Source organism: Streptomyces sp. NBC_00299 (genome assembly GCF_036173045.1).
GTDB lineage: Bacteria > Actinomycetota > Actinomycetes > Streptomycetales > Streptomycetaceae > Streptomyces > Streptomyces machairae.
In genome coordinates, this window is sequence record NZ_CP108039.1 from 6699802 (window position 1) to 6722755 (window position 22954).

Annotated in this window: 21 protein-coding genes and 1 pseudogene; 11 read left to right on the forward strand and 11 right to left on the reverse strand. The window is 71.2% G+C overall.

All coding sequences use genetic code 11. The features are described from left to right. The first annotated feature begins 72 nt into the window (after positions 1–72). Positions 73–716: pseudogene (locus OHT51_RS29825) on the forward strand (phosphotransferase). Here OHT51_RS29825 and OHT51_RS29830 read toward each other — a convergent pair. Next, positions 706–1203, reverse strand: a complete 498-nt coding sequence (locus OHT51_RS29830) for a nuclear transport factor 2 family protein (protein ID WP_328884484.1) — start codon at positions 1201–1203, stop codon at positions 706–708. The pseudogene OHT51_RS29825 and the gene OHT51_RS29830 sit on opposite strands and share 11 nt — an antisense overlap. A gap of 27 nt (positions 1204–1230) precedes the next feature. After that, the gene (locus OHT51_RS29835; protein WP_328882001.1) at positions 1231–2259 is read right to left on the reverse strand and encodes an MBL fold metallo-hydrolase; all 1029 of its coding nucleotides are present in this window, start codon (positions 2257–2259) and stop codon (positions 1231–1233) included. Between the two features lie 216 nt (positions 2260–2475). Between OHT51_RS29835 and OHT51_RS29840 the strand changes: the two genes are divergently transcribed. Both OHT51_RS29840 and OHT51_RS29845 read left to right on the forward strand, forming a co-directional pair. Then, the gene (locus tag OHT51_RS29840; protein ID WP_328882002.1) at positions 2476–3933 is read left to right on the forward strand and encodes an aldehyde dehydrogenase; all 1458 of its coding nucleotides are present in this window, start codon (positions 2476–2478) and stop codon (positions 3931–3933) included. Between the two features lie 2 nt (positions 3934–3935). Next, entirely contained in the window at positions 3936–4169 is a 234-nt protein-coding gene (locus tag OHT51_RS29845; RefSeq protein WP_328882003.1) for a ferredoxin, read from the forward strand. A gap of 42 nt (positions 4170–4211) precedes the next feature. Here OHT51_RS29845 and OHT51_RS29850 read toward each other — a convergent pair whose 3' ends face one another. Beyond that, entirely contained in the window at positions 4212–4829 is a 618-nt protein-coding gene (locus OHT51_RS29850; RefSeq protein ID WP_328882004.1) for a TetR family transcriptional regulator, read from the reverse strand. A 210-nt stretch (positions 4830–5039) separates the two neighbouring features. Between OHT51_RS29850 and OHT51_RS29855 the strand changes: the two genes are divergently transcribed. The 3 genes from OHT51_RS29855 (at position 5040) to OHT51_RS29865 (ending at position 8402) form a co-directional block, all read left to right on the forward strand. Beyond that, the gene (locus OHT51_RS29855; protein WP_328882005.1) at positions 5040–6515 is read left to right on the forward strand and encodes a glycosyltransferase family 4 protein; all 1476 of its coding nucleotides are present in this window, start codon (positions 5040–5042) and stop codon (positions 6513–6515) included. A 76-nt stretch (positions 6516–6591) separates the two neighbouring features. Then, positions 6592–7335, forward strand: a complete 744-nt coding sequence (locus OHT51_RS29860) for a class I SAM-dependent methyltransferase (protein WP_328882006.1) — start codon at positions 6592–6594, stop codon at positions 7333–7335. Continuing rightward, positions 7332–8402 (forward strand): prenyltransferase/squalene oxidase repeat-containing protein, encoded by a 1071-nt coding sequence (locus tag OHT51_RS29865; RefSeq protein WP_328882007.1) that lies wholly within the window; start codon positions 7332–7334, stop codon positions 8400–8402. The genes OHT51_RS29860 and OHT51_RS29865 overlap by 4 nt, the downstream gene beginning before the upstream one ends. Positions 8403–8410: 8 nt before the next feature. On the opposite strand, the gene OHT51_RS29870 is transcribed toward OHT51_RS29865, so the two are convergent. Further along, positions 8411–8704: a hypothetical protein gene (locus OHT51_RS29870; RefSeq protein WP_328428111.1), complete on the reverse strand. Its 294-nt coding sequence runs from the start codon at positions 8702–8704 to the stop codon at positions 8411–8413. 185 nt (positions 8705–8889) lie between these two features. On the opposite strand from OHT51_RS29870, the gene OHT51_RS29875 reads away from it, so the two are divergent. Genes OHT51_RS29875 through OHT51_RS29885 form a run of 3 tightly spaced genes read left to right on the forward strand, consistent with a single transcriptional unit; the run spans position 8890 to position 12543 of the window. Then, complete coding sequence (locus tag OHT51_RS29875; RefSeq protein WP_328882008.1) at positions 8890–10218, forward strand: hypothetical protein; 1329 nt, start codon at positions 8890–8892, stop codon at positions 10216–10218. After that, the gene (locus OHT51_RS29880) at positions 10215–11783 is read left to right on the forward strand and encodes a vWA domain-containing protein (RefSeq protein WP_328882009.1); all 1569 of its coding nucleotides are present in this window, start codon (positions 10215–10217) and stop codon (positions 11781–11783) included. The genes OHT51_RS29875 and OHT51_RS29880 overlap by 4 nt, the downstream gene beginning before the upstream one ends. Positions 11784–11814: 31 nt before the next feature. Then, complete coding sequence (locus OHT51_RS29885) at positions 11815–12543, forward strand: hypothetical protein (protein ID WP_328882010.1); 729 nt, start codon at positions 11815–11817, stop codon at positions 12541–12543. 15 nt (positions 12544–12558) lie between these two features. Here OHT51_RS29885 and OHT51_RS29890 read toward each other — a convergent pair whose 3' ends face one another. The 5 genes from OHT51_RS29890 to OHT51_RS29910 all read right to left on the reverse strand — a co-directional run bounded on the left by OHT51_RS29890 (position 12559) and on the right by OHT51_RS29910 (position 18143). Further along, positions 12559–13569, reverse strand: a complete 1011-nt coding sequence (locus OHT51_RS29890; RefSeq protein ID WP_328882011.1) for an LLM class F420-dependent oxidoreductase — start codon at positions 13567–13569, stop codon at positions 12559–12561. A 101-nt stretch (positions 13570–13670) separates the two neighbouring features. Beyond that, on the reverse strand, positions 13671–14444 hold the full coding sequence (locus tag OHT51_RS29895; RefSeq protein WP_328882012.1) for a hypothetical protein: 774 nt from the start codon (positions 14442–14444) through the stop codon (positions 13671–13673). A 164-nt stretch (positions 14445–14608) separates the two neighbouring features. Then, on the reverse strand, positions 14609–15553 hold the full coding sequence (locus OHT51_RS29900; protein WP_328882013.1) for an N-acetylmuramoyl-L-alanine amidase: 945 nt from the start codon (positions 15551–15553) through the stop codon (positions 14609–14611). Positions 15554–15617: 64 nt separating this feature from the next. Further along, positions 15618–16268, reverse strand: a complete 651-nt coding sequence (locus OHT51_RS29905; RefSeq protein WP_328882014.1) for a class I SAM-dependent methyltransferase — start codon at positions 16266–16268, stop codon at positions 15618–15620. A 132-nt stretch (positions 16269–16400) separates the two neighbouring features. After that, the gene (locus OHT51_RS29910; RefSeq protein ID WP_328882015.1) at positions 16401–18143 is read right to left on the reverse strand and encodes an MFS transporter; all 1743 of its coding nucleotides are present in this window, start codon (positions 18141–18143) and stop codon (positions 16401–16403) included. Between the two features lie 167 nt (positions 18144–18310). On the opposite strand from OHT51_RS29910, the gene OHT51_RS29915 reads away from it, so the two are divergent. Next, positions 18311–19738 (forward strand): MFS transporter, encoded by a 1428-nt coding sequence (locus OHT51_RS29915; RefSeq protein WP_328882016.1) that lies wholly within the window; start codon positions 18311–18313, stop codon positions 19736–19738. Between the two features lie 75 nt (positions 19739–19813). On the opposite strand, the gene OHT51_RS29920 is transcribed toward OHT51_RS29915, so the two are convergent. Together OHT51_RS29920 and OHT51_RS29925 are read right to left on the reverse strand one after the other, a co-directional pair. Then, positions 19814–20446: a response regulator transcription factor gene (locus OHT51_RS29920; protein WP_328884485.1), complete on the reverse strand. Its 633-nt coding sequence runs from the start codon at positions 20444–20446 to the stop codon at positions 19814–19816. A gap of 87 nt (positions 20447–20533) precedes the next feature. Continuing rightward, positions 20534–21754, reverse strand: a complete 1221-nt coding sequence (locus OHT51_RS29925; RefSeq protein ID WP_328884486.1) for a sensor histidine kinase — start codon at positions 21752–21754, stop codon at positions 20534–20536. A gap of 303 nt (positions 21755–22057) precedes the next feature. Here OHT51_RS29925 and OHT51_RS29930 point away from each other — a divergent pair, with 303 nt between their 5' ends. Next, entirely contained in the window at positions 22058–22933 is an 876-nt protein-coding gene (locus OHT51_RS29930) for a MaoC/PaaZ C-terminal domain-containing protein (protein WP_328882017.1), read from the forward strand. Positions 22934–22954: the final 21 nt, after the last annotated feature.

A 22954-nucleotide genomic window follows, 5' to 3' on the forward strand; every position in this document is an offset into this window, starting at 1 on the left:
CACTCTACCGGCCCGTAGGGAAGTGGCTGAGGGGAGGCTGTGAGCGGGGGTGGCTTCGGGATCATGGGGATCATGGGGAGGACGGGACGGCTGCTCGGTTCGGGGCGCGCGTCCGACGTGTACGAGATCGACGAGGCGTGGGTGCTGCGCCGCGACCGGGAGGGCTGCGCCGAAGGCCTCGCCGAGGGCGCCCTGATGGAACGGCTGCGCGCCCACGGCTACCCGGTGCCCCGGGTGCGGCTCGCCGACTCCTCGCGCTCCGAGCTGGTGATGCAGCGGCTGTACGGGCCGACGACGCTGGAGGCCTTCGTCGCGGGACGGATCGACCCGCGCGAGTCCGGGGCGCCGCTGGCCCGCCTCCTGCGGCAGCTGCACGCCGTCCCCGCCGAGTGGTCCACCTGGACCTCCACCCGGAGAACGTGATGCTCACACCCGACGGCCCCTACGTCATCGACTGGGCCAACGCCGAGGAGGGCGACCCCGGCCTGGACTGGGGCATGTCCGCGGTGATCCTCGCGCAGGTGGCCTTGGTGGACGAGCAGTTCGCAGAGCCCGTCCGCGCAACGCTCGCCGCCCTCCTCGCCGACCCCTCCGACCTGACCGGTGACGGCCTGACGGAGGCCCTGCGCCGACGGGCCGCCAACCCGGCGATGACCGTGCGGGAAGTCGAAGTGCTCGGTGAGGAGGCGGAGTTGGTCCGGTCGTTCATGGCCTAGGCGGTCGCGGGGTCGGGCCGCCGAAGGCCAGGTGGAGGATCCGGCCGGACAGCAGCCAGGTGCCGGCCGGGGACCGGCGGAACGTGTCCTCGTAGTGGCCCACCTGAACCGGAGGGCCCGGCGGGAGCAGGCCGCCCTCGTGGCCGTCGACGCGGTACGTCGTGAAGTACGAGGTCGCCGTCGCGGTGCCGGGGGACGTCACCGTCACGAGGACGTTGGACATCAGGCGACGCGAGAGCCGGTCGGCGGGACGGGAGCCGAAGTACGCGGCCAGCGCGTCCCGCCCCGCGACGAGCCGCTCACCTGCCGGCCACTCCCATGTGCCGTCCTCGGTGAACAACTCGGCGACGGAGGCCGGTTCGCCGAGGTCGAGGCGGTGGACGAAGTCGATGACGAGGCGCTCGCAGGCTCGCTCGGCGAGCAGCAGATCCAAGGGGGCCACGGGGTTCAAGGGGTCCACGGGGTCCACCGAGTTCATGGCGTTCATGGCGTTCATGGCGTTCATGGTGATGCTTCACACCGCCACGTACGTCACCGGCTCACTCCCCGCCACCGCCTCCGCCCGCCCCAGCTTCACCAGTCGCCGCACATGGGCCTCCGCCTCCGCGATCGCGATGTTCCGTGATCCGTACGGGATTTGCTCCCACGGCCGGTTCCACTCCATGCGTTCGGCGAGCTGCCAGGGGGTGAGGGGAGTGGCGAGCAGGGTGAGGAGGTCGGTGAGGCGGGTCTCGTGGTGGGTCAGCAACTCGCTCACGCGGGCCGGGGCGTCGGTGAACGTGTGCTGGTGGGCCGGGAGGATCTCGGCGGGGGTGAGACGGCCGACGCGTTCGAGGGAGGCGAGGTAGTCGCCGAGGGGGTCGGTGACGGTCGTGTCGTCGGGGTCCTCGTACAGGCCGATGTGCGGGGTGATCCGGGGGAGCAGGTGGTCGCCGGAGAACAAACGGCCGTGGCCGGGGAGTCGGGCCGGGTGGTCCTCCTCCAGGTGCAGGCAGACGTGGCCCGGTGTGTGGCCCGGGGTCCAGATCGCGCGCAGGCGGCGCCCGGGGAGGTCCAGGAGGTCGCCGGGGACGATCTCGCGGTCGGGGGCGGCGGGGGAGAAGCCGGGCAGCGTGCTCGGGCGGCGGGCCGTGCGCAGGGGGGCCACGTGCGCGTCGGGGGCGCCGGCCGCCGTGAGCTTGGCCGCCATGTAGGTGAACCAGCGCTCGGGTTGGGTGGTGCGGGTGCGCCGCACGATCGCCGCGTCCGCCGCGTGCATCGCGATCCAGGCACCGGAGGCCTCGCGCACCTTGCCGGACAGTCCGTGGTGGTCGGGGTGGTGGTGGGTGATCACCACGCCGTGGATGCCGGCGGGCGCGGTGCCGCAGGCCGCCAGGCCCTCGGCGAGGGTGTCCCAGGAGGCCGGGTCGTCCCAGCCGGTGTCGATCAGCACCGGGCCGCGGTCGGTGTCGACGACGTAGACGAGGGTGTGGCCGAGTGGGTTGTCGGGGATGGGGACCTGGATGGACCGGACGCCGCCGCCGTGGTCATGCACCTGCGCCATGGGCTCCCCAATCGCCGCGACACGTTTCCGGCCGACTCGGCCCACTATAACTAGAACGCGTTTCGATGGGAGCCCGAGTCATCCATGTGCCGCCCGTGGACTCCTCGGAGTGGAACTGGTATCAGTTCAGGGATATCTGATGGATCGTCAGAGCCATGGATAGAGAACAGAGTCAGAGCCAGAGTTCAGAGTCTCGCTCCAGGGGAGGCAGTCGCCATGACCGAGCTCGTGGAACACGGACAGCTGTTCATCGGCGGGGAGTTGACCGATCCCCTGGGCAAGGGCGTCATCGAGGTGATCTCGCCGCACACGGAAGAGGTCATCGGCCGCGTGCCGCACGCCTCGCCGGCCGACGTCGACCGGGCGGTCGCGGTGGCACGCAAGGCGTTCGACGAGGGGCCCTGGCCGCGGATGAGCCTCGACGAGCGGATCGAGGTCGTCACGCGGATCAAGGACGCAATCGCCGTACGGCACGAGGAGATCGCCCGCGTGATCTCCTCCGAGAACGGCTCCCCGTACTCCTGGAGCGTCCTCGCGCAGGCGCTCGGCGCGATGATGGTGTGGGACTCGGCGATCACGGTCGCGCGGAACTTCACGTACGAGGAGGCACGCGACGGCGTGCTGGGGAAGATCCTCGTGCGGCGTGAGCCGGTCGGGGTCGTGGCCGCCGTCGTGCCCTGGAACGTCCCGCAGTTCGTCGCCGCCGCCAAGCTCGGGCCCGCGCTGCTGACCGGGTGCACGGTGATCCTCAAGCCGTCCCCGGAATCGCCGCTCGACGCCTACCTCCTCGCCGAGATCGCGAAGGACGCCGGGCTGCCGGAGGGCGTGCTGTCCATCCTCCCGGCGGACCGCGAGGTGAGTGAGTACCTGGTCGGACACCCGGGGATCGACAAGGTCTCCTTCACCGGGTCGGTGGCGGCCGGCAAGCGTGTCATGGAGGTCGCGGCCCGCAACCTCACCCGTGTGACGCTGGAGTTGGGTGGCAAGTCGGCGGCCGTCGTCCTCCCGGACGCGGACGTCGAGGCGACCGTCGCCGGTGTGGTCCCGGCGGCCTGGATGAACAACGGCCAGGCGTGCGTGGCCCAGACCCGCATCCTGCTCCCGCGCTCCCGCTACGACGAGTTCGCCGAGGCCTTCGCCGCGGCGGCCGGCGCGCTGGTGGTCGGCGACCCGCTGGACCCGGCGACCCAGGTGGGCCCGCTGGTGGCGCAGCGCCAGCAGCGCAGGAACCTCGACTACATCCGCATCGGCCAGGAAGAGGGCGCGAAGATCCTGACCGGCGGCGGGCGTCCGGCCGGGCTGGAGAAGGGCTGGTACGTCGAGCCGACGCTCTTCGGGGACGTCGACAACTCGATGCGCATCGCCCGCGAGGAGATCTTCGGCCCGGTGATCTGCCTCCTGCCCTACGGCGACGAGTCCGAGGCCGTGAAGATCGCGAACGACTCCGACTACGGCCTGAGCGGCAGCGTCTGGACCGCCGACACCGCGCACGGCATCGACATCGCCCGCCAGGTCCGTACCGGCACCTACTCGGTGAACACCTTCAGCCTGGACATGCTGGGCCCGTTCGGCGGCTACAAGAACTCAGGCCTGGGGCGGGAGTTCGGCCCCGAGGGGTACGGGGAGTTCCTTGAGCACAAGATGATCCACCTGCCGGCCGGCTGGGAGGCGTAGGGATGGGCGACCGCTGGCACGTCGAGGTCGACCGGTCGGTGTGCATCGGCTCGGCCCAGTGCGTCCACCACGCCCCCGCCGGCTTCCACCTCGACACCGCCCGCCAGTCCCATCCGGCCGACCCGGAGACCGACGCGAACGAGACGATCCTGGCGGCGGCGGAGAGCTGCCCGGTGGAAGCGATCGTGATCACGCTGCTGGGGAGCGGGGAGCCGGTGTTTCCGCCGGAGGAGTAGGCGGCGGCCTGCGGAACCCGGTCCGGACCATGCCGGCGAATGTCACGCGTCGGTGGGTGCCGTCAGGTCGATCAGCCGGCACACCGTCTCGATGTCGATCTTCACCTGGGCGATCGAGGCACGGCCCGACAGCCAGGTGATCAGTGCCGAGTGCCAGGTGTGCTCGATGACGCGGACCGCGGAGAGCTGCTCCGGCGTCGGGTTCTCCAGGCCCATCGCGTCCAGGATGATCACCGTGGTCTGCCGGGAGACCTGATCGACCTCGGGGGAGACGCTGCGGTCGGCGAAGGTCAGGGCGCGGACCATCGCGTCGGCCAGATGCGGCTCGCGCTGCAGGGCGCGGAACGCCCGCATCAGGGTCTCCGCCACCCGCTCCGCCGCCGTCTCCCCCTGCGGCGGCTTCTTGCGCAGCGTGCCGTGCATGTGCTCCAACTGGTCCTGCATCGTGGCGACCAGCAGATGCACCTTGGACGGGAAGTAGCGGTACAGCGTGCCGAGCGCCACCTGCGAGGACTCCGCGACCTCGCGCATCTGCACCGCGTCGAAACCGCCCCGGCTGGCGAGCTGCGCGCTGGCGTGCAGGATGCGCCGACGGCGGGCCTCCTGCCGCTCGGTGAGGGGCGGTGAGGCGGGGCTCGCGCTACTGACTTCCGCAGGCATGGATCCCGTTCCGTGACAGTCGGTGAGGGTGAGTGACCGGACAGAGCATGCCAGCGCGTCGGTCGTGGCGTGAATCACCTGATCCATCGCTCACAGCGGCGCTACCTGCCGGTAGATTCAGAGCCTCTTGAACGATCAAGTCTGAAACTTGTTCTAGATTAGCGTCCCGGCGTAATCTCGCGGGACAGTGCAGGGAGAAGGGGGCCCAGAGTGACCGCTGAGGCCAGGGAGGCCGGGTCCCCGACGGACCCTGCCGCCGACGGCGAGCGACCGCTCGACATCGCGCTTCTCACCTATAAAGGGAACCCGTTCTGCGGAGGCCAGGGCGTCTACGTCCGGCACCTCTCCCGCGAGCTGGCCCGCCTCGGGCACCGCGTCGAGGTCATCGGCTCGCAGCCCTACCCCGTCCTCGACGAGGGCGATGACTACGCCGACCGTCTGACCCTCACCGAACTCCCCAGCCTCGACCTCTACCGCCAGCCCGACCCCTTCCGGACGCCGAAGCGCGACGAGTACCGCGACTGGGTCGACGGGCTGGAAGTGGCGACCATGTGGACCGGCGGGTTCCCCGAGCCGCTGACGTTCTCGCTGCGCGCCCGCCGCCATCTGCGCGCCCGGCGCGGCGAGTTCGACGTGGTGCACGACAACCAGACCCTCGGCTACGGCCTGTTGGGCGACGTAGGCGCGCCCCTCGTCACCACCATCCACCACCCCATCACCGTGGACCGGCAGCTGGAGCTGGACGCGGCGGAGGGCTGGAAGCGACGGATGTCCGTACGCCGCTGGTACGCCTTCACGCGCATGCAGAAGCGGGTCGCACGCCGGCTGCCGTCGGTGCTGACCGTGTCGGGCACCTCCCGCGCCGAGATCGTCGACCACCTCGGCGTACGGCAGGACCGTATCCACGTGGTGCACATCGGCGCGGACACGGACCTGTTCTCGCCGGATCCCTCGGTACGGCAGATCCCGGGCCGCATCGTCACGACGTCCAGCGCCGATGTCCCCCTGAAGGGCCTGGTCTTCCTCGTCGAGGCCCTCGCCAAGGTCCGCACCGAGCACCCGGACGCCCACCTCGTCGTCGTCGGCAAGCGGCCCGAGGAGGGCCCGGTCGCCCAGGCCATGGAGCGCTACGGCCTGGAAGGCGCCGTCGAGTTCGTCAAGGGCATCTCCGACGCGGAGCTCGTCGACCTCGTGCGCTCGGCGCAGGTCGCCTGCGTGCCGTCGCTCTACGAGGGCTTCTCCCTGCCGGCCGCCGAGGCCATGGCCACGGGGACGCCCCTCGTGGCCACGACCGGCGGGGCGATCCCCGAGGTCGCCGGCCGCGACGGCGAGACGTGTCTGGCGGTGCCACCGGGCGACCCGGGCGCCCTGGCCGCCGCCCTGAGCCGCCTGCTCGGCGACCCCGACCTCCGCGACCGCCTCGGCGCGGCCGGCCGCGACCGAGTCCTACGCCACTTCACCTGGGCCAAGGCCGCAGAGGGGACGGTGTCCCGCTACCGCGAGGCCATAGCCCGCTCGGGGGGCCGCGACGAGGAGCGCAGGGGGGCCGGGGCAGGCAAGGCGACCGAGGCCGCGCAGTCCGGCGATCCCGTACAGGTGACGGAAGTTCAGGTCGCCGTGGCGGGCGATGCCGTGCCGGCGGCCGGAATCGGCCAAGTCGCGCGCGTGTCCGAGGCCGCCCAGTGACCGTCGTACACCCGCCCGCCCACCCCAGCTGCTCCCGCTCCTCCTCTCACCCTTCCGATCGCGAAAGCAGGGCCACGTGCTGACCGTCGACTTCTCCCGGTTCCCGCTTGCCCCGGGGGACCGTGTTCTGGATCTCGGCTGCGGGGCCGGCCGGCACGCCTTCGAGTGCTACCGGCGCGGTGCCCAGGTCGTGGCGCTGGACCAGAATGCCGAGGAGATCCGCGAGGTCGCGAAGTGGTTCGCGGCGATGGAGGAGGCGGGGGAGGCCCCCGAGGGTGCCACCGCCACGGCGATGGAGGGTGACGCGCTCGCGCTGCCCTTCCCCGACGAGTCCTTCGACGTCGTGATCATCTCCGAGGTCATGGAGCACATCCCGGACGACAAGGGCGTACTCGCCGAGATGGTGCGGGTGTTGAAGCCCGGCGGGCGGATCGCCATCACCGTCCCGCGCTACGGCCCCGAAAAGGTCTGCTGGACGCTCTCCGACGCGTACCACGAGGTCGAGGGCGGCCACATCCGCATCTACAAGGCGGACGAACTGCTCGCGAAGATCCGCGAGGCCGGGCTGAAGCCGTACGGCACGCATCACGCGCACGCGCTGCACTCGCCCTACTGGTGGCTGAAGTGCGCGTTCGGCGTCGACAACGACAAGGCGCTGCCGGTGCGGGCGTACCACAAGCTGCTGGTCTGGGACATCATGAAGAAACCGCTGGCCACTCGGGTCGCCGAACAGGCGCTGAACCCGCTCATCGGCAAGAGCTTCGTGGCGTACGCGACCAAGCCCCACCTGCCCCGGCTCTCCGAGGCGGCCGCCAAGTGACGACCCCCCGGACGGAACACCTGGTCCTGCCCGGGGTCCTCACCGCCGAGCAGGCCGCCGCGACCGTCGCAGGGATCGTCGCCGTACAGCGGGAGGACGGGGCGATCCCGTGGTTCCGCGGGCACCACCTCGACCCGTGGGACCACGTCGAGGCGGCGATGGCGCTGGACACGGCCGGTGAACACGCGGCCGCCGAGCGGGCGTACACCTGGCTGGCCACCCACCAGAACGAGGACGGCTCCTGGTACGCCGCTTACCACGACGGGGCCCACGACGACGTCACCGACTCCGGCCGCGAGACCAACTTCGTCGCCTACATAGCCGTGGGCGTCTGGCACCACTACCTCTCCACCGGCGACGACACGTTCCTGGACCGGATGTGGCCGTCCGTCTACGCGGCCGTCGAGTTCGTCCTCCGGCTCCAGCAGCCGGGCGGGCAGATCGGCTGGCGGCGCGACGACGACGGCACGGCGACCGCGGACGCGCTGCTGACCGGTTCGTCGTCGATCCACCACGCGCTGCGGTGTGCGCTCGCGATCGCCGAGCAGCGGGAAGAGCCCCAGCCGGACTGGGAGTTGGCGGCGGGTGCGCTGCGGCACGCGATCCGCCGCCACCCCGAGCGGTTCCTGGACAAGAACCGCTACTCGATGGACTGGTACTACCCGGTGCTGGGCGGGGCGTTGACGGGCGCCGAGGCCAAGTCCCGTATGGAGGAGGGCTGGGACCGATTCGTCGTGCCCGGACTCGGGGTGCGGTGCGTCGTGCCCAACCCGTGGGTCACGGGCGGCGAGTCGGCCGAACTCGCCCTGGCCCTGTGGGCGATGGGCGAGTCCGACCGCGCGCTGGACATCCTCCAGTCGATCCAGCACCTGCGGGACCCGGAGAGCGGCCTTTACTGGACGGGCTATGTCTTCGAGGACGCCGCCATCTGGCCACGCGAGCTGACCACGTGGACGGCGGGGTCGCTCCTGCTGGCCGTCGCCGCGCTGGGTGGGCACGACGCGACCTGCGCGGTGTTCGGTGGGGATCGCCTGCCGACCGGGCTGGACCCGGACTGCTGCGGCTGACGACGGGGTCAGTGGCGGTGGACCCGGTTGGCGATGGCGTGGCCCACGAACAGGTACACGACCGCCGCCAGGCCGTACCCCGCCACGACCCTCGCCCACTCCTCGTCGAAGGTGAACAGGTCGTGGGACCAGCCCGCCAACCAGCGGGCCGCGTCATGGACGAACTGGACGAAGTCGTTCGCCCGGTTGGCGTCCAGCAGGTACATCAGGATCCACATGCCCAGGATGAGGGCCATGACGTCAGCGACGATCGCTATGGCCGTGCCGGCCTGGTTGGAACCGTTGCGATATCTAGGGGACATGCCCTGCGGGTTGCCCGGGACGCGTGACTGAAACCCGCCACCGAAAACCCCTGGCCAGAACTCGTTCCCGAGGCCGTGACCGGAACCCGAACGGGTCCTCACGTTCAACTGGCGTTCCCCGCAAGGTCGTTCACCGTTCATCGTGATCCCCGACGATCCTCCTCCCGGAGAGGGCAGGAGAGCCGGTGTCCGAAGCAGACAGACCGCACGCCACATCCGAAGCCGACAGACCACGCACCGCGCCGGAACCACGACTGCGCACCCGCGACAGGGGCCGGCCCCGCGCACGGTTACCGATCCACGTCGTCATCGCTCTTCCGCTCGCCCTGGCCGGGCTGATCGCCCTGCTGATCACGGGCAACGCGCTGCGGCCGTTCGACCGCATCACCACCATCGAGGCCAGGATGGCCTCCAAGTCGGACTACTTCAAAGATCCCGAGGTACAGCGGCTGCTGCTGAAGCACGGCCTGCGCGTCGACATCCACCGCCTCGGCTCCCGCGGCATCGCCACCCAGTCCCTCAAGGGCATGGACGCGGTCTTCCCGTCCGGCCAGCCCGCCGCGAAGCTGATCCTCAACCGCCAGGACCGCTCCGTGCGTTCGGTCCGTCCCTTCGTGACGCCGCTCGTGCTCGGCACGTTCCGGGACTACGCCGAGACCCTGCGGAAGATGGGCGTGGCCACCCCGCAGCCCACGGCGGACGGCGGCAGGACGCTCTACTACGACCTCGACATGCGCAAGTTCATGGACCTGCTGGACGGAAAGGCCGGCGGCCGCGAGACCGGCGACCAGGACGGGGACGGCACCTCCGAACGCGCCGACACCTGGAACGGCATCGGCTTCGACAAGGCCGGCGTGCGCAGCAACAGCGGCCGCGTCCTGGTCCGCACCTCCAGCGTCTGCGAGTCCAACGCCGCGGGCACCTACCTGAGCATCCTCGCCTTCGTCGCGAACGGCGACAGCACACCCGGCGCGGGCGCGGACGACGAGGCCAGGGCGACGCGGGAGGCCGGGACCGTCGCACGGAAGATCAAGCCCCTCATCGACCTCCAGGGCATGTGGGCCGACGAACAGGCCGACAGCTACCTCTCCGATCTCGGCGAGAGCATCGCGCCCATCTCCCTGATCTACGAGCACCAGTACCTGGCCCACCAGATCGAGTACCGGAAGAAATACAGCAAGCAGGACACCGACCGCGTCCTGCTCTACCCCACCCCCTACGCCCTCACCGAGCCCCAGCTCATCTCCCTGACCGACAAGGGCGACCGGCTCGTCCGCGTCATCGAGGACGACCCCGAACTGCGCCAGCGGGCCATCGAACTGGGCTTCCGCGTCCGCTTCTCCGGCGAGGAGGGCACCAGCGACCAGCTCAACGACTACCTGAGCGCACACGGCATCCAGGTGCCCACGCCCAACCGCGACGAGACCAAGGTGTACGAACCCGACCTGGACGTCCTCCAGGAGATCATCAACTCCGTGGGCTCGTGCCCGCCACCCGTGCCGGACGCCCCATGAAGCGGTACGCACGCACCCTCACCGCCTGTCTGACCCTGACCCTGCTCGCCGCCCTCACCTCCTGCACCCGGGGCGACGAGGAGGTGACCCTGCGGGTCCTCGCCGGCCCCGAACTCGCCGACCTGGAGCCCCTGCTGGGCGAGCTGAAGGACGACACCGGCGTCACGCTGGACATGGACTACCGGGCCACGGCCGACCTGTCCGGCGCCCGCAGCTCGTCGTACGACCTCGCCTGGCCGGCCTCCGACCGCTCGTACCTGCTGCGGCTCCTGGAGAAGGGCGAGCAGACGGTCCGGCCCGAGTCGACCTCGATCATGCGCTCGCCCGTGGTGGTCGGCCTCACCCCGGAAGTCGCCGACAAGCTGCGCGCCGACGTACCCGGCGGACGGCTGTCGTGGGCCGACATCGCGGACGCCGCCGCCGACGGCACCGTACGGTTCGGGATGGCCGACCCGCGCAGCAGCGACACCGGGCGCGCGGCCCTCGTCGGCGTCGCCACCGCCGCGGCCGGAACCGGCAGCGCGCTGCGCGAACAGGACGTCTCCTGCGACCGGTTGCGCGGCTTCCGCTCCGGGCAGACGCTCACCGCCGCCGGCTCACGGGAGCTCATGGCGTCGTACCCGGCCCATCAGGGAGAGGCCAACGCACTCATCGCCCACGAATCCGAGCTGCTGTCCCTCAACGCCACGAAGAAGCTGCGCGAGCCTCTGCGGATCGTCCACCCCGAGGACGGAATGGTCCTCTCCGACTTCCCGCTGCTCCTGCTCGACCCCGGTCGGCGGACCGCGTACCGCAAGGTGGTCGACTGGCTGCTGACGGACGACGTGCAGCAAAAGCTGATGCAGCGCACCTGGCGCCGACCCGTCAACCAGGACGTCACTCCGGCCGAGCCCCTGCGCGCGGCAATCGGCAACGCCCTGTCCTTCCCCGACCGGCTCTCCATCGTGGAGCAACTGGTCACCGACTACGGCGACCCCGCGAGCGCCGCCACCGACCAGGTGGTGTTCCTGCTCGACTTCTCCGGCTCCATGCGCGGCAGACGCATCGCCGACCTGCGCGCCGCCTTCGCCGGGCTGAGCGGCGCCGACCCCACGTCCACCGGCAAGTTCGCCCGCTTCTACCGGGGCGAGCACCTCACCGTCGTACGGTTCGGCGGCCGGGTCCTTCAGGAACGCACGGTGACCGTGCGCGGCGACGGCGATCTGCGCACCCTCGACAAGGTCGTGGCCGCCGACTCCTTCGACGACTCCACCGCCGTCTGGTCGGCCCTCGACCGCGGCTACCGCATCGCCGCGGACGCCGTGCGCGAGGCACCCGAACGACCCGTCGCCATCGTGCTGATGACGGACGGCGAGAGCAACGCGGGCATCTCCTACGAAGAGTTCCTGCGCCGCCGCGACCGGCTCGGCGCCGATACCCGCGAAGTGCCCACCTTCCCCGTCCACTTCGGCGAGGCCGACGCGGCGGCATTGCGGAAGGCGGCCGACGCGACGGGCGGGCGCATGGTCGACGCGAACCGTTCCTCCCTCTCCGACGCATTCAAGGAGATCCGTGGGTGTCATTGACAGTCAGTGGTGGAGCATGCGGTGGCCGTGGATGGCCGTCTGGCTCCTGACGGCGGCCTGCGTGGCCGTGGTGGCGCAGTACGTGGTGGCGCGCTGGGTGGCCGCCCGGCGCAGGCGGCGCCTGAGGGACGGGCGCATGTTCTCCGGCATGTGCATCTACCTCCATGAGACGCGGGTCGAGGGCGTCGCGGACATCCTCGGGATACCGAAGGCGGACGTGAACGTCTCCCACGAGACCAGCCTTTCCACCGGCTTCGGGCTGTTCAGCCGGTTCACCCTCGGCGGCCGGGCAGAGCGCGACCGGAACACGCAGACGCGCACGGAGTACTGGGAACCCAACACCCCCATGAAGACGATCCGCCTGATCATGGACCGGCTGCGGGAGCGGGACATGGTGGTGGACGCCGACCTCGCGACCGAGCAGCTCTTCCTCACCGGGGCCCTCGCCGATCAGCTGCGGGGCACGGAGGGCAGGGGCACACCGCTGACCGCCGTCAGGGGAACCTACGTCTCGGTCTCCGGCCTCTTCACCGTCCGCAGGGACGGCGAGGACGTCGTCCTGCGCGCCCGCTACGGCACCGGCGAGCCGCGCGCTCAGGTGAAGATCACCTGCGAGCGCTCCTGGGTCCGCGAGGAGGAGTTCAGGGTCGACAGCTTCTCGGCGGACGAGGAGTTCCCAGCCACATGTCTGGGCCGGGTACGCACCTGGAACGGCACCACGGGCGAACTCACCCTGGACCCCATCTCCGTCTTCCAGTGAACAGCCGCTCCTCGGCTACGAGTTGAGCTCGGCGAGCACCCGCAGCGTGTGCGGATCGGGCGAGAGGGCGAGCAGATCGGTCACCGGCCCCTTGCGCCACGCCTCCAGCCGCTCGGCGATCCGTTCACGGGGCCCGACGAGCGAGATCTCGTCGGCGAACGCGTCGGGCACGGCGAGGACGGCCTCCTGCTTACGGCCGCCGAGGAACAGCTCCTGAATCCGCCGAACCTCCTCCTCGTACCCCATGCGCGCCATGAGATCGGCGTGGAAGTTGCGGGCCGCGTGGCCCATGCCGCCGATGTAGAAGCCGAGCATGGCCTTGACCGGGAGGAGGCCTTCGGAGACGTCGTCGCAGACCTGCACCCGGGCCATGGGGGCGACGAGGAAACCGTCGGGAAGATCGCCGACCGCCTCCCCGTACACGTCCGGCCTGCTCGGCGACCAGTACAACGGCAGCCAGCCGTCGGCGATGCGGACGGTCTGGGCGACGTTCTTCGGACCCTCGGCACCCAGCAGAACGGGAAGGTCCGCCCGCAGCGGATGCGTGATCGGCTTCAGCGCCTTGCCGATGCCGGTCGCGTCCGGACCGCGGTACGGGTGGGAGTGGAACCGCCCGTCGAGCTCCACGGGCGCCTCACGCCGCAGAACTTGCCGTACGACGTCCACGTACTCCCGCGTCGCGGTCAACGGCGACTTCGGGAACGGCCGCCCGTACCACCCCTCCACCACCTGCGGCCCCGACAGCCCGAGCCCCAGCATCATGCGACCGCCGGAGAGGTGGTCGAGCGTGAGGGCGTGCATCGCCGTGGTCGTGGGGGAGCGGGCGGCCATCTGCGCAACGGCCGTACCCAGCTTGATCCTTGAGGTCTGCGCGGCGATCCAGGTGAGCGGCCCGAAGGCATCGGAGCCCCAGGACTCGGCGGTCCACACGGAGTCGTAGCCGAGCCGCTCGGCCTCCTGGGCGAGGGGTACGTGGTCCGCGGAGGGACCGCGGCCCCAGTAGCCGAGTGCGAGCCCGAGCCGCATATCCGCCTCCTGACGGGCCGTCAGTTACGCATTGGCTTGCGACTGTACGACGACGGCCCCTCACCGGGAAGGGTGAGGGGCCGTACGGGACGGTCGGGGGCTCAGCCGCGCTGAATACCCGAGGTGTCCTGGAGCACGCCACGGCGGCCGTCCTGCGTCTGCGCGACCAGGGTGGCGCCGCGCTGCTCGACGGCCAGGTACCAGGTGCCCGGCGCGAGTTCGGCGATCGGGGTCGGCGAGCCGTCCTCCCCGAACAGCGGGCGCGGCACGGGCACGGCGAACCAGAACGGCGAGAAGTCCCCGGCCGGAGCCTGCGGCGCCTGCGGCTGCCCACCCCCGAACGGCTGCCCGGCCTGCGGCTGCCCACCGTACGGCTGCTGCGGCTGCTGGGCACCCGGGTAGCCGTAACCACCAGGGGGCTGGGCACCGTAGGGCTGCGGCGCGGCGGGGCTGGGGGCCGGGAGGAGGGCGGCCTGGAGGGCGGGGACGAGGGGGGTGGCGATGGCGCCGCCCGCCAGCAGGAGGGCTGCGATGAAGCCGAGGATCAGACCTGCGGCGGCGCTGGCGCGCTCAGGGACGTCCACCAGTGCCCAGAACATGCTCCACGCAGTGAGGACGGTGAACGCCGCACCGACCGTACCGAGGTCCAGGCCCAACACCTTGCGCGGCTGCGGCAGGCTGCGGTTGACGACGATCAGGGCGCCGCCGATGACACCACCCATGTAGATGCCGAGGCCCATGCCAAGGGAGTCCCACGCGTTGGAGTCCACGCTGAACCCTTCAACGGAATAGGAATTCAGGAACGACGCGATGAACAGCAATACCGCTGCTCCGATCACCACGCCGTCGCCTCGAGTGAGGGAGCGGATATTCACTTCAGGTCCTTCGTCAGTCGTCTCAACATCGGCATCGCTGGAGGCGTCGCTGTCACCATGTCGCCGTCAGGCCCCTGAGTGAAGCGCGGGGGTGGCCCCTCATCGTAGGAATGACCTTATCGTCCGACCGACGAGGGTGTCCCCCGGGATCAACCCGTGGACCATTACCCGCGCAGGAAACTCACGATTCCCTCAGAGATCCCTTGCGCAGCCTTCTGTCGCCACGTCCCGCTGGTGAGCAGCGCCGCGTCCTTGGTATCGCGCATGTTGCCGCACTCGATGAACACCTTGGGAACCGTTGACAGATTGAGACCGCCGAGGTCCTTACGCGTGACGAGGCCGGTGCCGTCGCCGATGTAGTTGGAGGGGGCGTTGCCCGTGACGCGGACGAAGGAGCCGGCGATGCGCTCGCCGAGGTCGCGGGAGGGGGCGACGATCGGGCCGGTGTCGGCGGCGCCCGCGTCGACCTTGCCGGGGAGGATGACGTGGAAGCCGCGTTGGCCGGCGCCGGCGCCGTCCGCGTGGATGGAGACGACCGCGTCGGCGTCGGCCTTGTTGCCGATCTCGGCGCGCTCGTCGACGCAGGGACCCCAGGAACGGTCGCCGTCCTGCGTGAACTTGACCGTGGCGCCCTGCTTCTGGAGCAGTGTGCGCATCCGGTGGGCGACGTCCAGGGTGAACTTGGCTTCGGTGTAGCCGTCGTTGGTGGACGTCCCCGTGGTGTCGCACTCCTTCCAGTTCGTGCCGATGTTCACCTTGCGGTTGATTTCGGCGGTGTGCTGGAAGTTGTTCGGGTTGTGGCCGGGGTCGATGACGACGACCTTGCCCTGGAGGGGGCCGGATACGGACGTGGAGTCCGCGGTGGGGGTCGGGCCCGGCGGCTTGTCGTCGTTCGTGGAGGAGGCCGTCGGCGGCGAGTCCGACGCGGGCGAGGACGGCCGTACGGCAGCGGTGCCGGAGCCGCCGCTGTCGCCGGGGTCGCCCAGCGCCTCGTACATCACCCAACCGAGCAGGGCCCCCGGCACCAGGGCGGCGACCGCGACGGTCAGGGTTCGGCGGCGGTTACGGCGGGGCTGGGGAGGATCGAAGTCCGGACCTACGTACGACACGCGTGACACCTTACGGGCCGAACATGGAGTGCGCCGGGAAGGCGCGGTCGAGCGGCGCCGGAGTTCAGACCCCTGGCCCCGTCCGCTTCAGCACCCGCAGTGACTCCGTCACCGACACCTCCGTGAACGCCCCGGATTCCAGGGCCCGCAGATACACCCGGTACGGCGCCTGCCCGGTGAACTCGTCCTCCGGGTCCGGGAACACGTCGTGGATGACGAGCAGGCCGCCCGCGGCGACATGCGGGGCCCAGCCCTCGTAGTCGGCGGTGGCGTGCTCGTCGGTGTGGCCGCCGTCGATGAAGACGAGGCCGAGCGGGGAGTTCCAGATCTTCGCGACCTGCGGGGAGCGGCCGACGAGGGCGATCACGTGCTCCTCCAGGCCGGCCCGGTGCAGGGTCCGGCGGAAGGTCGGCAGCGTGTCCATCAGGCCGATCTCGGGGTCGACCGTCTGCGGGTCGTGGTACTCCCAGCCCGGCTGCTGCTCCTCGCTGCCGCGGTGGTGGTCGACCGTGAGGGCCATCACGCCGGCCTCGCGGGCGGCGTCGGCGAGCAGGACGGTGGAGCGGCCGCAGTAGGTGCCGACCTCCAGGAGGGGGAGGCCGAGGCGGCCGGCCTCCACGGCAGCCGCGTACAGGGCCAGGCCCTCGCCCGTGGGCATGAAGCCCTTCGAGGCCTCGAACGCGGCCAGGATCTCGGGCTTGGGGGCCGGGGTCATGGGAGGGGCGCCTTCCGGTCGAGCGTGCGTCTGGGCGCCCCATGCTGCCGTACCCCCTGGTCGGTGGGCGACAGGGGGTACGGCGTCAGCGAGAAGCGAGAAGAAGCGAGAAGAAGCGAGAAGCGAGGCCGGCTACGCCGAGACCGTCTCCTCCGGCAGTGACAGGTCCACGTCCACCGGGCTGTCGTCGCCCGCGTGGGTCGCCGAGGAGGCGAGCGGGGCGTGGCCGTCGGCTCGGGCGGCCAGGACGTAGGGGCCCTGGGCGGGGACGGTGAGGGCGTAGGTGCCGTCGTCCGCGGAGAGGGTCGCTCCGGCCTGGCGGCCGCGGCGGTCGATGAGGGTGACCTTGGCGCGGGCGACGGGCGTGCCGGCGGCGTCCAGGACGCGGCCGCGGAAGCCGCGCAGGGCCTCCTCGGCGCGTTCGAGGTTGGCGTCCTCCTCGCTGCTGGCGCGCAGCTGCGGGTGGGCGGCGGCCGGGCGCTGCTTCGGGAGGAAGAGGGCCAGCAGGAGGCCGACGGCCACGGCGGCGGTCGCGATCAGGAAGGAGACGCGGAAGCCGTGCATGGTCGGGATCTCGACGCCGCCGACGTTGTTCGCGGTGTTGGCCAGCACCATGCCGATGACGGCGCTGGAGACCGACGTACCGATGGAACGCATCAGCGTGTTGAGGCCGTTCGCCGCGCCGGTCTCCGAGGCCGGGACCGCGCCGATGATCAGGGCGGGGAGGGAGGAGTAGGCGAGGCCGATGCCCGCGCCGAGGATCACCGCGATGACGAGGCTCTGCCAGGGGGCGCTCATCAGGCCGAGGCCGGCGCCGTAGCCGATCGCGATGATCAGCATGCCGAGGATCAGGGTCGTCTTGGGGCCGTACTTCGCGGACAGGCGGGCGTAGACCGGCGCCGTGAACATCATCGTCAGGCCGAGCGGGGCCACCAGCAGACCCGCGACGACCATCGACTGGCCGAGGCCGTAGCCGGTCTCCTTCGGCAGCTGGAGCAGCTGGGGGAGGACCAGGGAGACGACGTAGAAGCTGACGCCGACCATGATCGACGCGAGGTTGGTGAAGAGGACGGCCGGGCGGGCCGTGGTGCGCAGGTCGACCAGGGGGGCCTTCGTGCGCAGCTCGTAGATGCCCCAGAGGAGCAGGACGGCGGCCGACGCGCCGAACATGCCGAGCGTGGTGACGGACGTCCAGCCCCAGTCGCTGCCCTTGGTGATCGGCAGGAGGAAGAGGACGAGACCCGCGGAGAGGCCGACGGCGCCGAGGTGGTCGAAGGAGCCTTCCGCGCGGAGCTTGGACTCCGGTACGACGACGAGGGTGAGGACGATGGCGAGGACGCCGAGGCCGGCGGCGCCGTAGAAGAGGGCGTGCCAGTTCGCGTGCTGGGCGACCAGGGCCGCGGCGGGCAGTGCGAGTCCGCCGCCGACGCCTATCGAGGAGCTCATCAGCGCCATGGCCGAGCCGAGCTTCTCGCGGGGCAGCATGTCGCGCATCAGGCCGATGCCGAGCGGGATGGCGCCCATCGCGAAGCCCTGCAGGGTGCGTCCGACGATCATGGGGAGGAGGGTGCTGGTGAACGCGCTGATCAGCGCACCGACCACCATCACGGACAGGCTGGCTATCAGCATCCGGCGCTTGCCGTAGAGGTCACCGAGGCGGCCCATGATCGGGGTGGCGACGGCGCCCGAGAGGAGAGTCGAGGTCAGGACCCAGGTGGCGTTGCTGGGCGCGGTGCTCAGCAGCTGCGGCAGGTCCTTGATGACGGGGACGAGCAGGGTCTGCATTACCGCGACAACGATGCCCGCGAAGGCGAGGACCGGGACGAGGGGGCCGGTCGCTCCGCCGGTGGGCTTTTCGGTCGTCGTTTGTGTCATGTGTACCTCGAACTCCGTGTGCCTGGGCAACTATTCCGATGCTTTGGGTCACTAACAAAATCTTGACCTTCTCTTGGGGAACGGCCGGCCCGGACCGCGGTCCAGGCCGACCAGGGCCGTTGGCCTAGGGCGAATTTCCGATGCCAGGAGCGTCCGTCGTTGAGAGCATGACAGGCATGCTCGAAGCCGCCGACGTCACCCGTGCCCCCCGCCGTACCGCGCCGCCCACCTGGCTGGTGGTGGCGCTCGCCTGTGCGGGGCAGTTCCTGGTCGTGCTCGACGTGTCCGTCGTGAACGTGGCACTGCCCTCGATGCGGGCCGACCTGGGGATGAGCGCCCAGGGACTGCAGTGGGTCGTCAACGCGTACGCCATCGCCTTCGCGGGGTTCATGCTGCTCGGCGGACGGGCCGGTGACCTGTACGGCCGTAAGCGGATGTTCCTCGTCGGGCTCGCGGTGTTCACCCTGGCCTCGCTGGCCGGCGGGCTGGCCCAGCAGGAGTGGCAGCTGCTGGCCGCGCGGGCCGTGCAGGGGCTGGGCGCTGCGGTGCTGGCGCCCTCGACGCTCACGATCCTCACGGCGGCCGTGCCGGAGGGGGCGGCCCGGGCACGGGCCATAGGCACGTGGACCGCCGTCGGAGCGGGCGGTGGCGCGGCGGGCGGCCTCGTCGGAGGGCTGCTGGTGGAAGCGCTGTCGTGGCGCTGGGTCCTGCTGATCAACGTGCCGGTGGGCGCGGTCGTGCTGGCCGGTGCCGCGCTGTGGCTCGCGGAGAGCCGGGCCGGGGACCGGCGGCGGCTGGATCTGCCGGGGGCGGTGCTGGTGACGGCGGGGCTGGCGACGCTGGCGTACGGCATCTCGCAGACGGAGGCCTCCGGCTGGACGGCCGCCGACACGGTTCTGCCCCTGCTCGCCGGGGCCGCTCTGATCGGCGTCTTCCTCGTGGTGGAGTCGCGTACGGCGGCGCCGCTGATGCCGCTCGGGCTGCTGCGGGTGCGGGCGGTGTCGTCGGCGAACGTGGCGATGTTCCTGTGCGGCTCGGCGATGTTCTGCATGTGGTACTTCATGACGCTGTACGCGCAGAACGTGCTCGGCTACGGCCCGCTGGACGCCGGCCTGGCACTGGTGCCGAGCTCGCTGGCCGTGATCCTCGGCTCCAAGCTCGCGCCGCTGCTCATGCGATGGTTCGGCCCGCGCACCGTCGCGGCCGCCGGCACGCTCGTCGCGGTCGTCGGCTTCGGCTGGCAGTCGACGCTGAGCGTGGACGGCGCGTACCTGACCTCGATCATGGTGCCGGGCATCCTGATGATGCTCGGCGCGGGCCTGGCGGCGACCCCCCTCGCGGCCCTGGCCACGTCCGGCGCGGAGCCCGGGGAGGCCGGCCTGGTCTCGGGTCTCGTCAACACCTCCCGCACGATGGGCGGTTCACTGGGCCTCGCGGTCCTGTCGACCCTGGCGGCGGCACGCTCGGGCGGCAGCGATACGCCGGAGGCGCTGACGGAGGGGTATGCGCTGGCGTTCCGGACGGGGGCGGGGGTGCTGGCCGCGGGAGTGGTGCTGATGGTGGTCTGGCTGCCGCGGCGGGGGGCTGGGCAGTGAGCGGGAAGCGACGCTTGTGAGGACGCTTGTGTCGAGCAGGCACCTGGGACCTGCATCGACCGAGGGGCGGGCCCCCTACAGCCACCCCTGCTGCCGAGCCTCCCGCATCGCCTCCAACCGGTTGCGCGTGCCCGTCTTGCCAATCGCGGAGGACAGGTAGTTGCGGACCGTCGACTCGGAGAGGTGGAGCCGGGTCGCGATGTCGGCGACCGTCGCGCCGTCCGCCGAGGCGTTGAGTACGTCGCGTTCGCGGGTGGTGAGCGGGTTGGGCCCGGCGCTCAGGGCAGCCGCGGCGAGGGCCGGGTCGATCACCGTCTCGCCGGTCAGTACGCGGCGGACCGCGGCGGCCAGTTCCTCCACGGGACCGTCCTTCACCACGAAGCCGGCGGCGCCCGCCTCCATGGCCCGGCGCAGATAGCCGGGGCGGCCGAAGGTCGTCAGGATCAGCACCCGGCAGTCGGGGACCTGGTCGCGCAGCTCGGCCGCGGCGTCCAGCCCGCTGCGGCCCGGGAGTTCGATGTCGAGGAGAGCGACGTCCGGGCGGTGGACGAGGGCGGTGTCCACGATCACGTCGCCCGCCGCCACCTGCGCCACGACCTCGATGTCCGGCTCCATCCCGAGCAGTAAGGCGAGTGCGCCGCGCATCATGCCCTGGTCCTCGGCGAGCAGAACTCGGATGGACTTGGCGGGCCGGTGATCCCGCGGCATCTCGTTCACGGGGCAAGAGTAGGGCGCACGGGGCTCGGCCGAACCTGTCCTGCGCGTACCTGGTCGGCGCCCCGAAAGTGGCTGCTCTCAGCCGATGCCCGCGCGTACCGGTTCACGTATGTCGGGCGAGTCGGCGGCGACCGTCGACTCGGCTGATTCCACCGGCAGTTCCGCCGTCACCACGAACCCCTGGCGTGGCCCGGGTCCCGCCGTCAGGGTGCCCCCGGCCGCGGCGAGGCGTTCCGTCATGCCCCTCAGCCCGGTGCCGCCGATGCCCTCCCGGGGCGCGGTCACGGGCGTGCCGGTGCCGTCGTCGGTAACGGTCAGGCGGACGCGTTCCGTGCTGCCCGAGACCGTGATCTCGCAGCGGGCCGCGCCACTGTGCCGCACGACGTTGGTGACCGCCTCGCGCACCACCCACCCCAGCAGGGCCTCCGTCTGCTGGGGGAGGGGAGGGCCGGACTGGTGGAACGCCGGGGTGATCCCCGCCGCCGCCAGGGCCGAGTGGGCGCGGTCCAGCTCCGTGGCCAGGCTGCCCCTGCGGTAGCCGGTCACCGCCTCGCGGATCTCCGTGAGCGCCTGCCGGCCCACGGACTCGATGTCGGCGACCTGGGCGACGGCCGCGTCCATGTCCCGCGCGGCCAGCCGCCGCGCCGCCTCCGACTTCACCACGATCACCGAGAGCGTGTGTCCGAGCAGGTCGTGCAGATCGCGGGAGAACCGCAGGCGTTCCTCCTCGACCGCACGCCGGGCCAGCTCCTCGCGGGCCGCGCGCAGTTCCCGTACCGCCTCGGACAGGGACAGGATCGCCGCCGTCACGATCGTCGAGATCCAGGTGGCGTACGCGATGTCGAGGCCGCCCCAGCCGTCCCGTACGAAGGCGACCACGCCGGAGAGCACGGTCACCGCCGCCCCGGTCAGACGCAGGCGCGGCATCCGTACGACCGCGCCCGTCGCGAGGCCGAGCAGGGGGAAGAACAGCAGCCAGCTGCCCCCGTAGCCGAGGCCGAGTCCGCAGGTCACCGCCGCCAGCAGGCCCAGCGCCACGTGCGTGGAGCGGGCCTCGCGCTTCTCCTTCACGAACGCGCGGAACGACACGTAGATGTAGAGGGAGTTGAAGGTGAGCAGCCCCAGGCCGCCGATCCACGGGTTGGCCGTCTCCCCCTGGAAGAGGTTCGAGAAGGAGCCCATCCCCAGCAGCAGCCACGGCAGCAGGGCGAAGCCGGTCGGGTGCGGGCCCGGGGTGTCGGGCAGCCGTCCGGCCCTGAGCGGAGTCGGTGTGCACGACACCTTGCGCGTCCAGGACATGTCCCGTCCCCCGTTCGTCGGTTCCGTCCCCAGTGTCATGGCTCAGACGCTACGGATCGAGGCCCGCGTACGGCAGGTCCGGTTGTCGGCACTCCGGCAGGACAAATGTCACGGCCCCGTCGAGCAGAGGGACGCGAATCCGGATCTGATGCCACGTCAGGAGCCTTCACAACTGCGGAGCGCTCGGCTATACAGAGGGCGCCGGACTGGAACGCGTTCTAGAACGGCCCGTGACGACCTCGGTGCGGCCGACGGTGCGGACGGCCGTACCGGGGTCTTGACTCCGCCACCTTCAGGAGCCGTATGCCCATCGACGCAGCCAAGGCCCTCGCCGCCGAGCCCCGGACCGGCGAGATCTCCTGGAACTCCAAGGACGTCCAGCTCTACCACCTCGGCATCGGCGCCGCCGCCAATCCCGACCGGCGCAGCCCCGCCACCGACCCCGACGAACTGCGCTACACCCTGGAGTCCCGGCTGCACGTGCTGCCCAGCTTCGCCACCGTCGCGGGCTCCGGCTCGCCCGGAGTGATCAGCGGACTGTCCATGCCCGGCATCGAGGTCGACCTCGCCCGCGTCCTGCACGGCGGCCAGAGCCTGAAGATCCACCGGCCCATCCCGGCGGCGGGCACGGCCACCGCGACCAACCGGATCGCCGCCCTGTACGACAAGGTCAAGGCGGCCGTGCTGGTGCTGCGCACCGAAGTCGCCGACGCCGAGGGCCCGCTGTGGACCAACGACGCCCAGATCTTCATCCGCGGCGAGGGCGGCTGGGGCGGCGACCGCGGCCCGTCCGCCCGGCTCGAACCCCCCGAGGGCGCGCCCGCCCGTATCGTCGAGCGGCCGATCCGCGAGGACCAGGCCCTGCTGTACCGCCTCTCCGGCGACTGGAACCCGCTGCACGCCGACCCGGAGTTCGCCAAGGTCGCCGGCTTCGAGCGGCCCATCCTGCACGGCCTGTGCACCTACGGCATGACCCTGAAGGCGGTCGTCGACACGCTGCTCGGCGGGGACGTGACCCGGGTGCGGTCCTACGACACCCGGTTCGCCGGGGTCGTGTATCCGGGGGAGACCCTGCGCATCCGCATGTGGCCCGGTGCGGGCACCGTCCGCGTGGCCGTGAGCGCCGTCGAGCGGGACGACGCGCCCGTTCTCGCCGACACCGTCGTCGAACACACCTGAGTCAAGAAACGCCGTACGAGG

Coding starts and splice junctions, on each gene's coding strand:
- OHT51_RS29880 (WP_328882009.1), top strand. CDS start 10,215: ATGAAGCGGTACGCACGCACCCTCACCGCCTGTCTGACCCTGACCCTG.
- OHT51_RS29890 (WP_328882011.1), bottom strand. CDS start 13,569: ATGCGGCTCGGGCTCGCACTCGGCTACTGGGGCCGCGGTCCCTCCGCG.
- OHT51_RS29930 (WP_328882017.1), top strand. CDS start 22,058: ATGCCCATCGACGCAGCCAAGGCCCTCGCCGCCGAGCCCCGGACCGGC.
- OHT51_RS29915 (WP_328882016.1), top strand. CDS start 18,311: ATGACAGGCATGCTCGAAGCCGCCGACGTCACCCGTGCCCCCCGCCGT.
- OHT51_RS29850 (WP_328882004.1), bottom strand. CDS start 4,829: ATGCCTGCGGAAGTCAGTAGCGCGAGCCCCGCCTCACCGCCCCTCACC.
- OHT51_RS29835 (WP_328882001.1), bottom strand. CDS start 2,259: ATGGCGCAGGTGCATGACCACGGCGGCGGCGTCCGGTCCATCCAGGTC.
- OHT51_RS29920 (WP_328884485.1), bottom strand. CDS start 20,446: ATGCCGCGGGATCACCGGCCCGCCAAGTCCATCCGAGTTCTGCTCGCC.
- OHT51_RS29910 (WP_328882015.1), bottom strand. CDS start 18,143: ATGACACAAACGACGACCGAAAAGCCCACCGGCGGAGCGACCGGCCCC.
- OHT51_RS29830 (WP_328884484.1), bottom strand. CDS start 1,203: ATGAACGCCATGAACTCGGTGGACCCCGTGGACCCCTTGAACCCCGTG.
- OHT51_RS29840 (WP_328882002.1), top strand. CDS start 2,476: ATGACCGAGCTCGTGGAACACGGACAGCTGTTCATCGGCGGGGAGTTG.
- OHT51_RS29905 (WP_328882014.1), bottom strand. CDS start 16,268: ATGACCCCGGCCCCCAAGCCCGAGATCCTGGCCGCGTTCGAGGCCTCG.
- OHT51_RS29845 (WP_328882003.1), top strand. CDS start 3,936: ATGGGCGACCGCTGGCACGTCGAGGTCGACCGGTCGGTGTGCATCGGC.
- OHT51_RS29870 (WP_328428111.1), bottom strand. CDS start 8,704: ATGTCCCCTAGATATCGCAACGGTTCCAACCAGGCCGGCACGGCCATA.
- OHT51_RS29925 (WP_328884486.1), bottom strand. CDS start 21,754: ATGTCCTGGACGCGCAAGGTGTCGTGCACACCGACTCCGCTCAGGGCC.
- OHT51_RS29885 (WP_328882010.1), top strand. CDS start 11,815: ATGGCCGTCTGGCTCCTGACGGCGGCCTGCGTGGCCGTGGTGGCGCAG.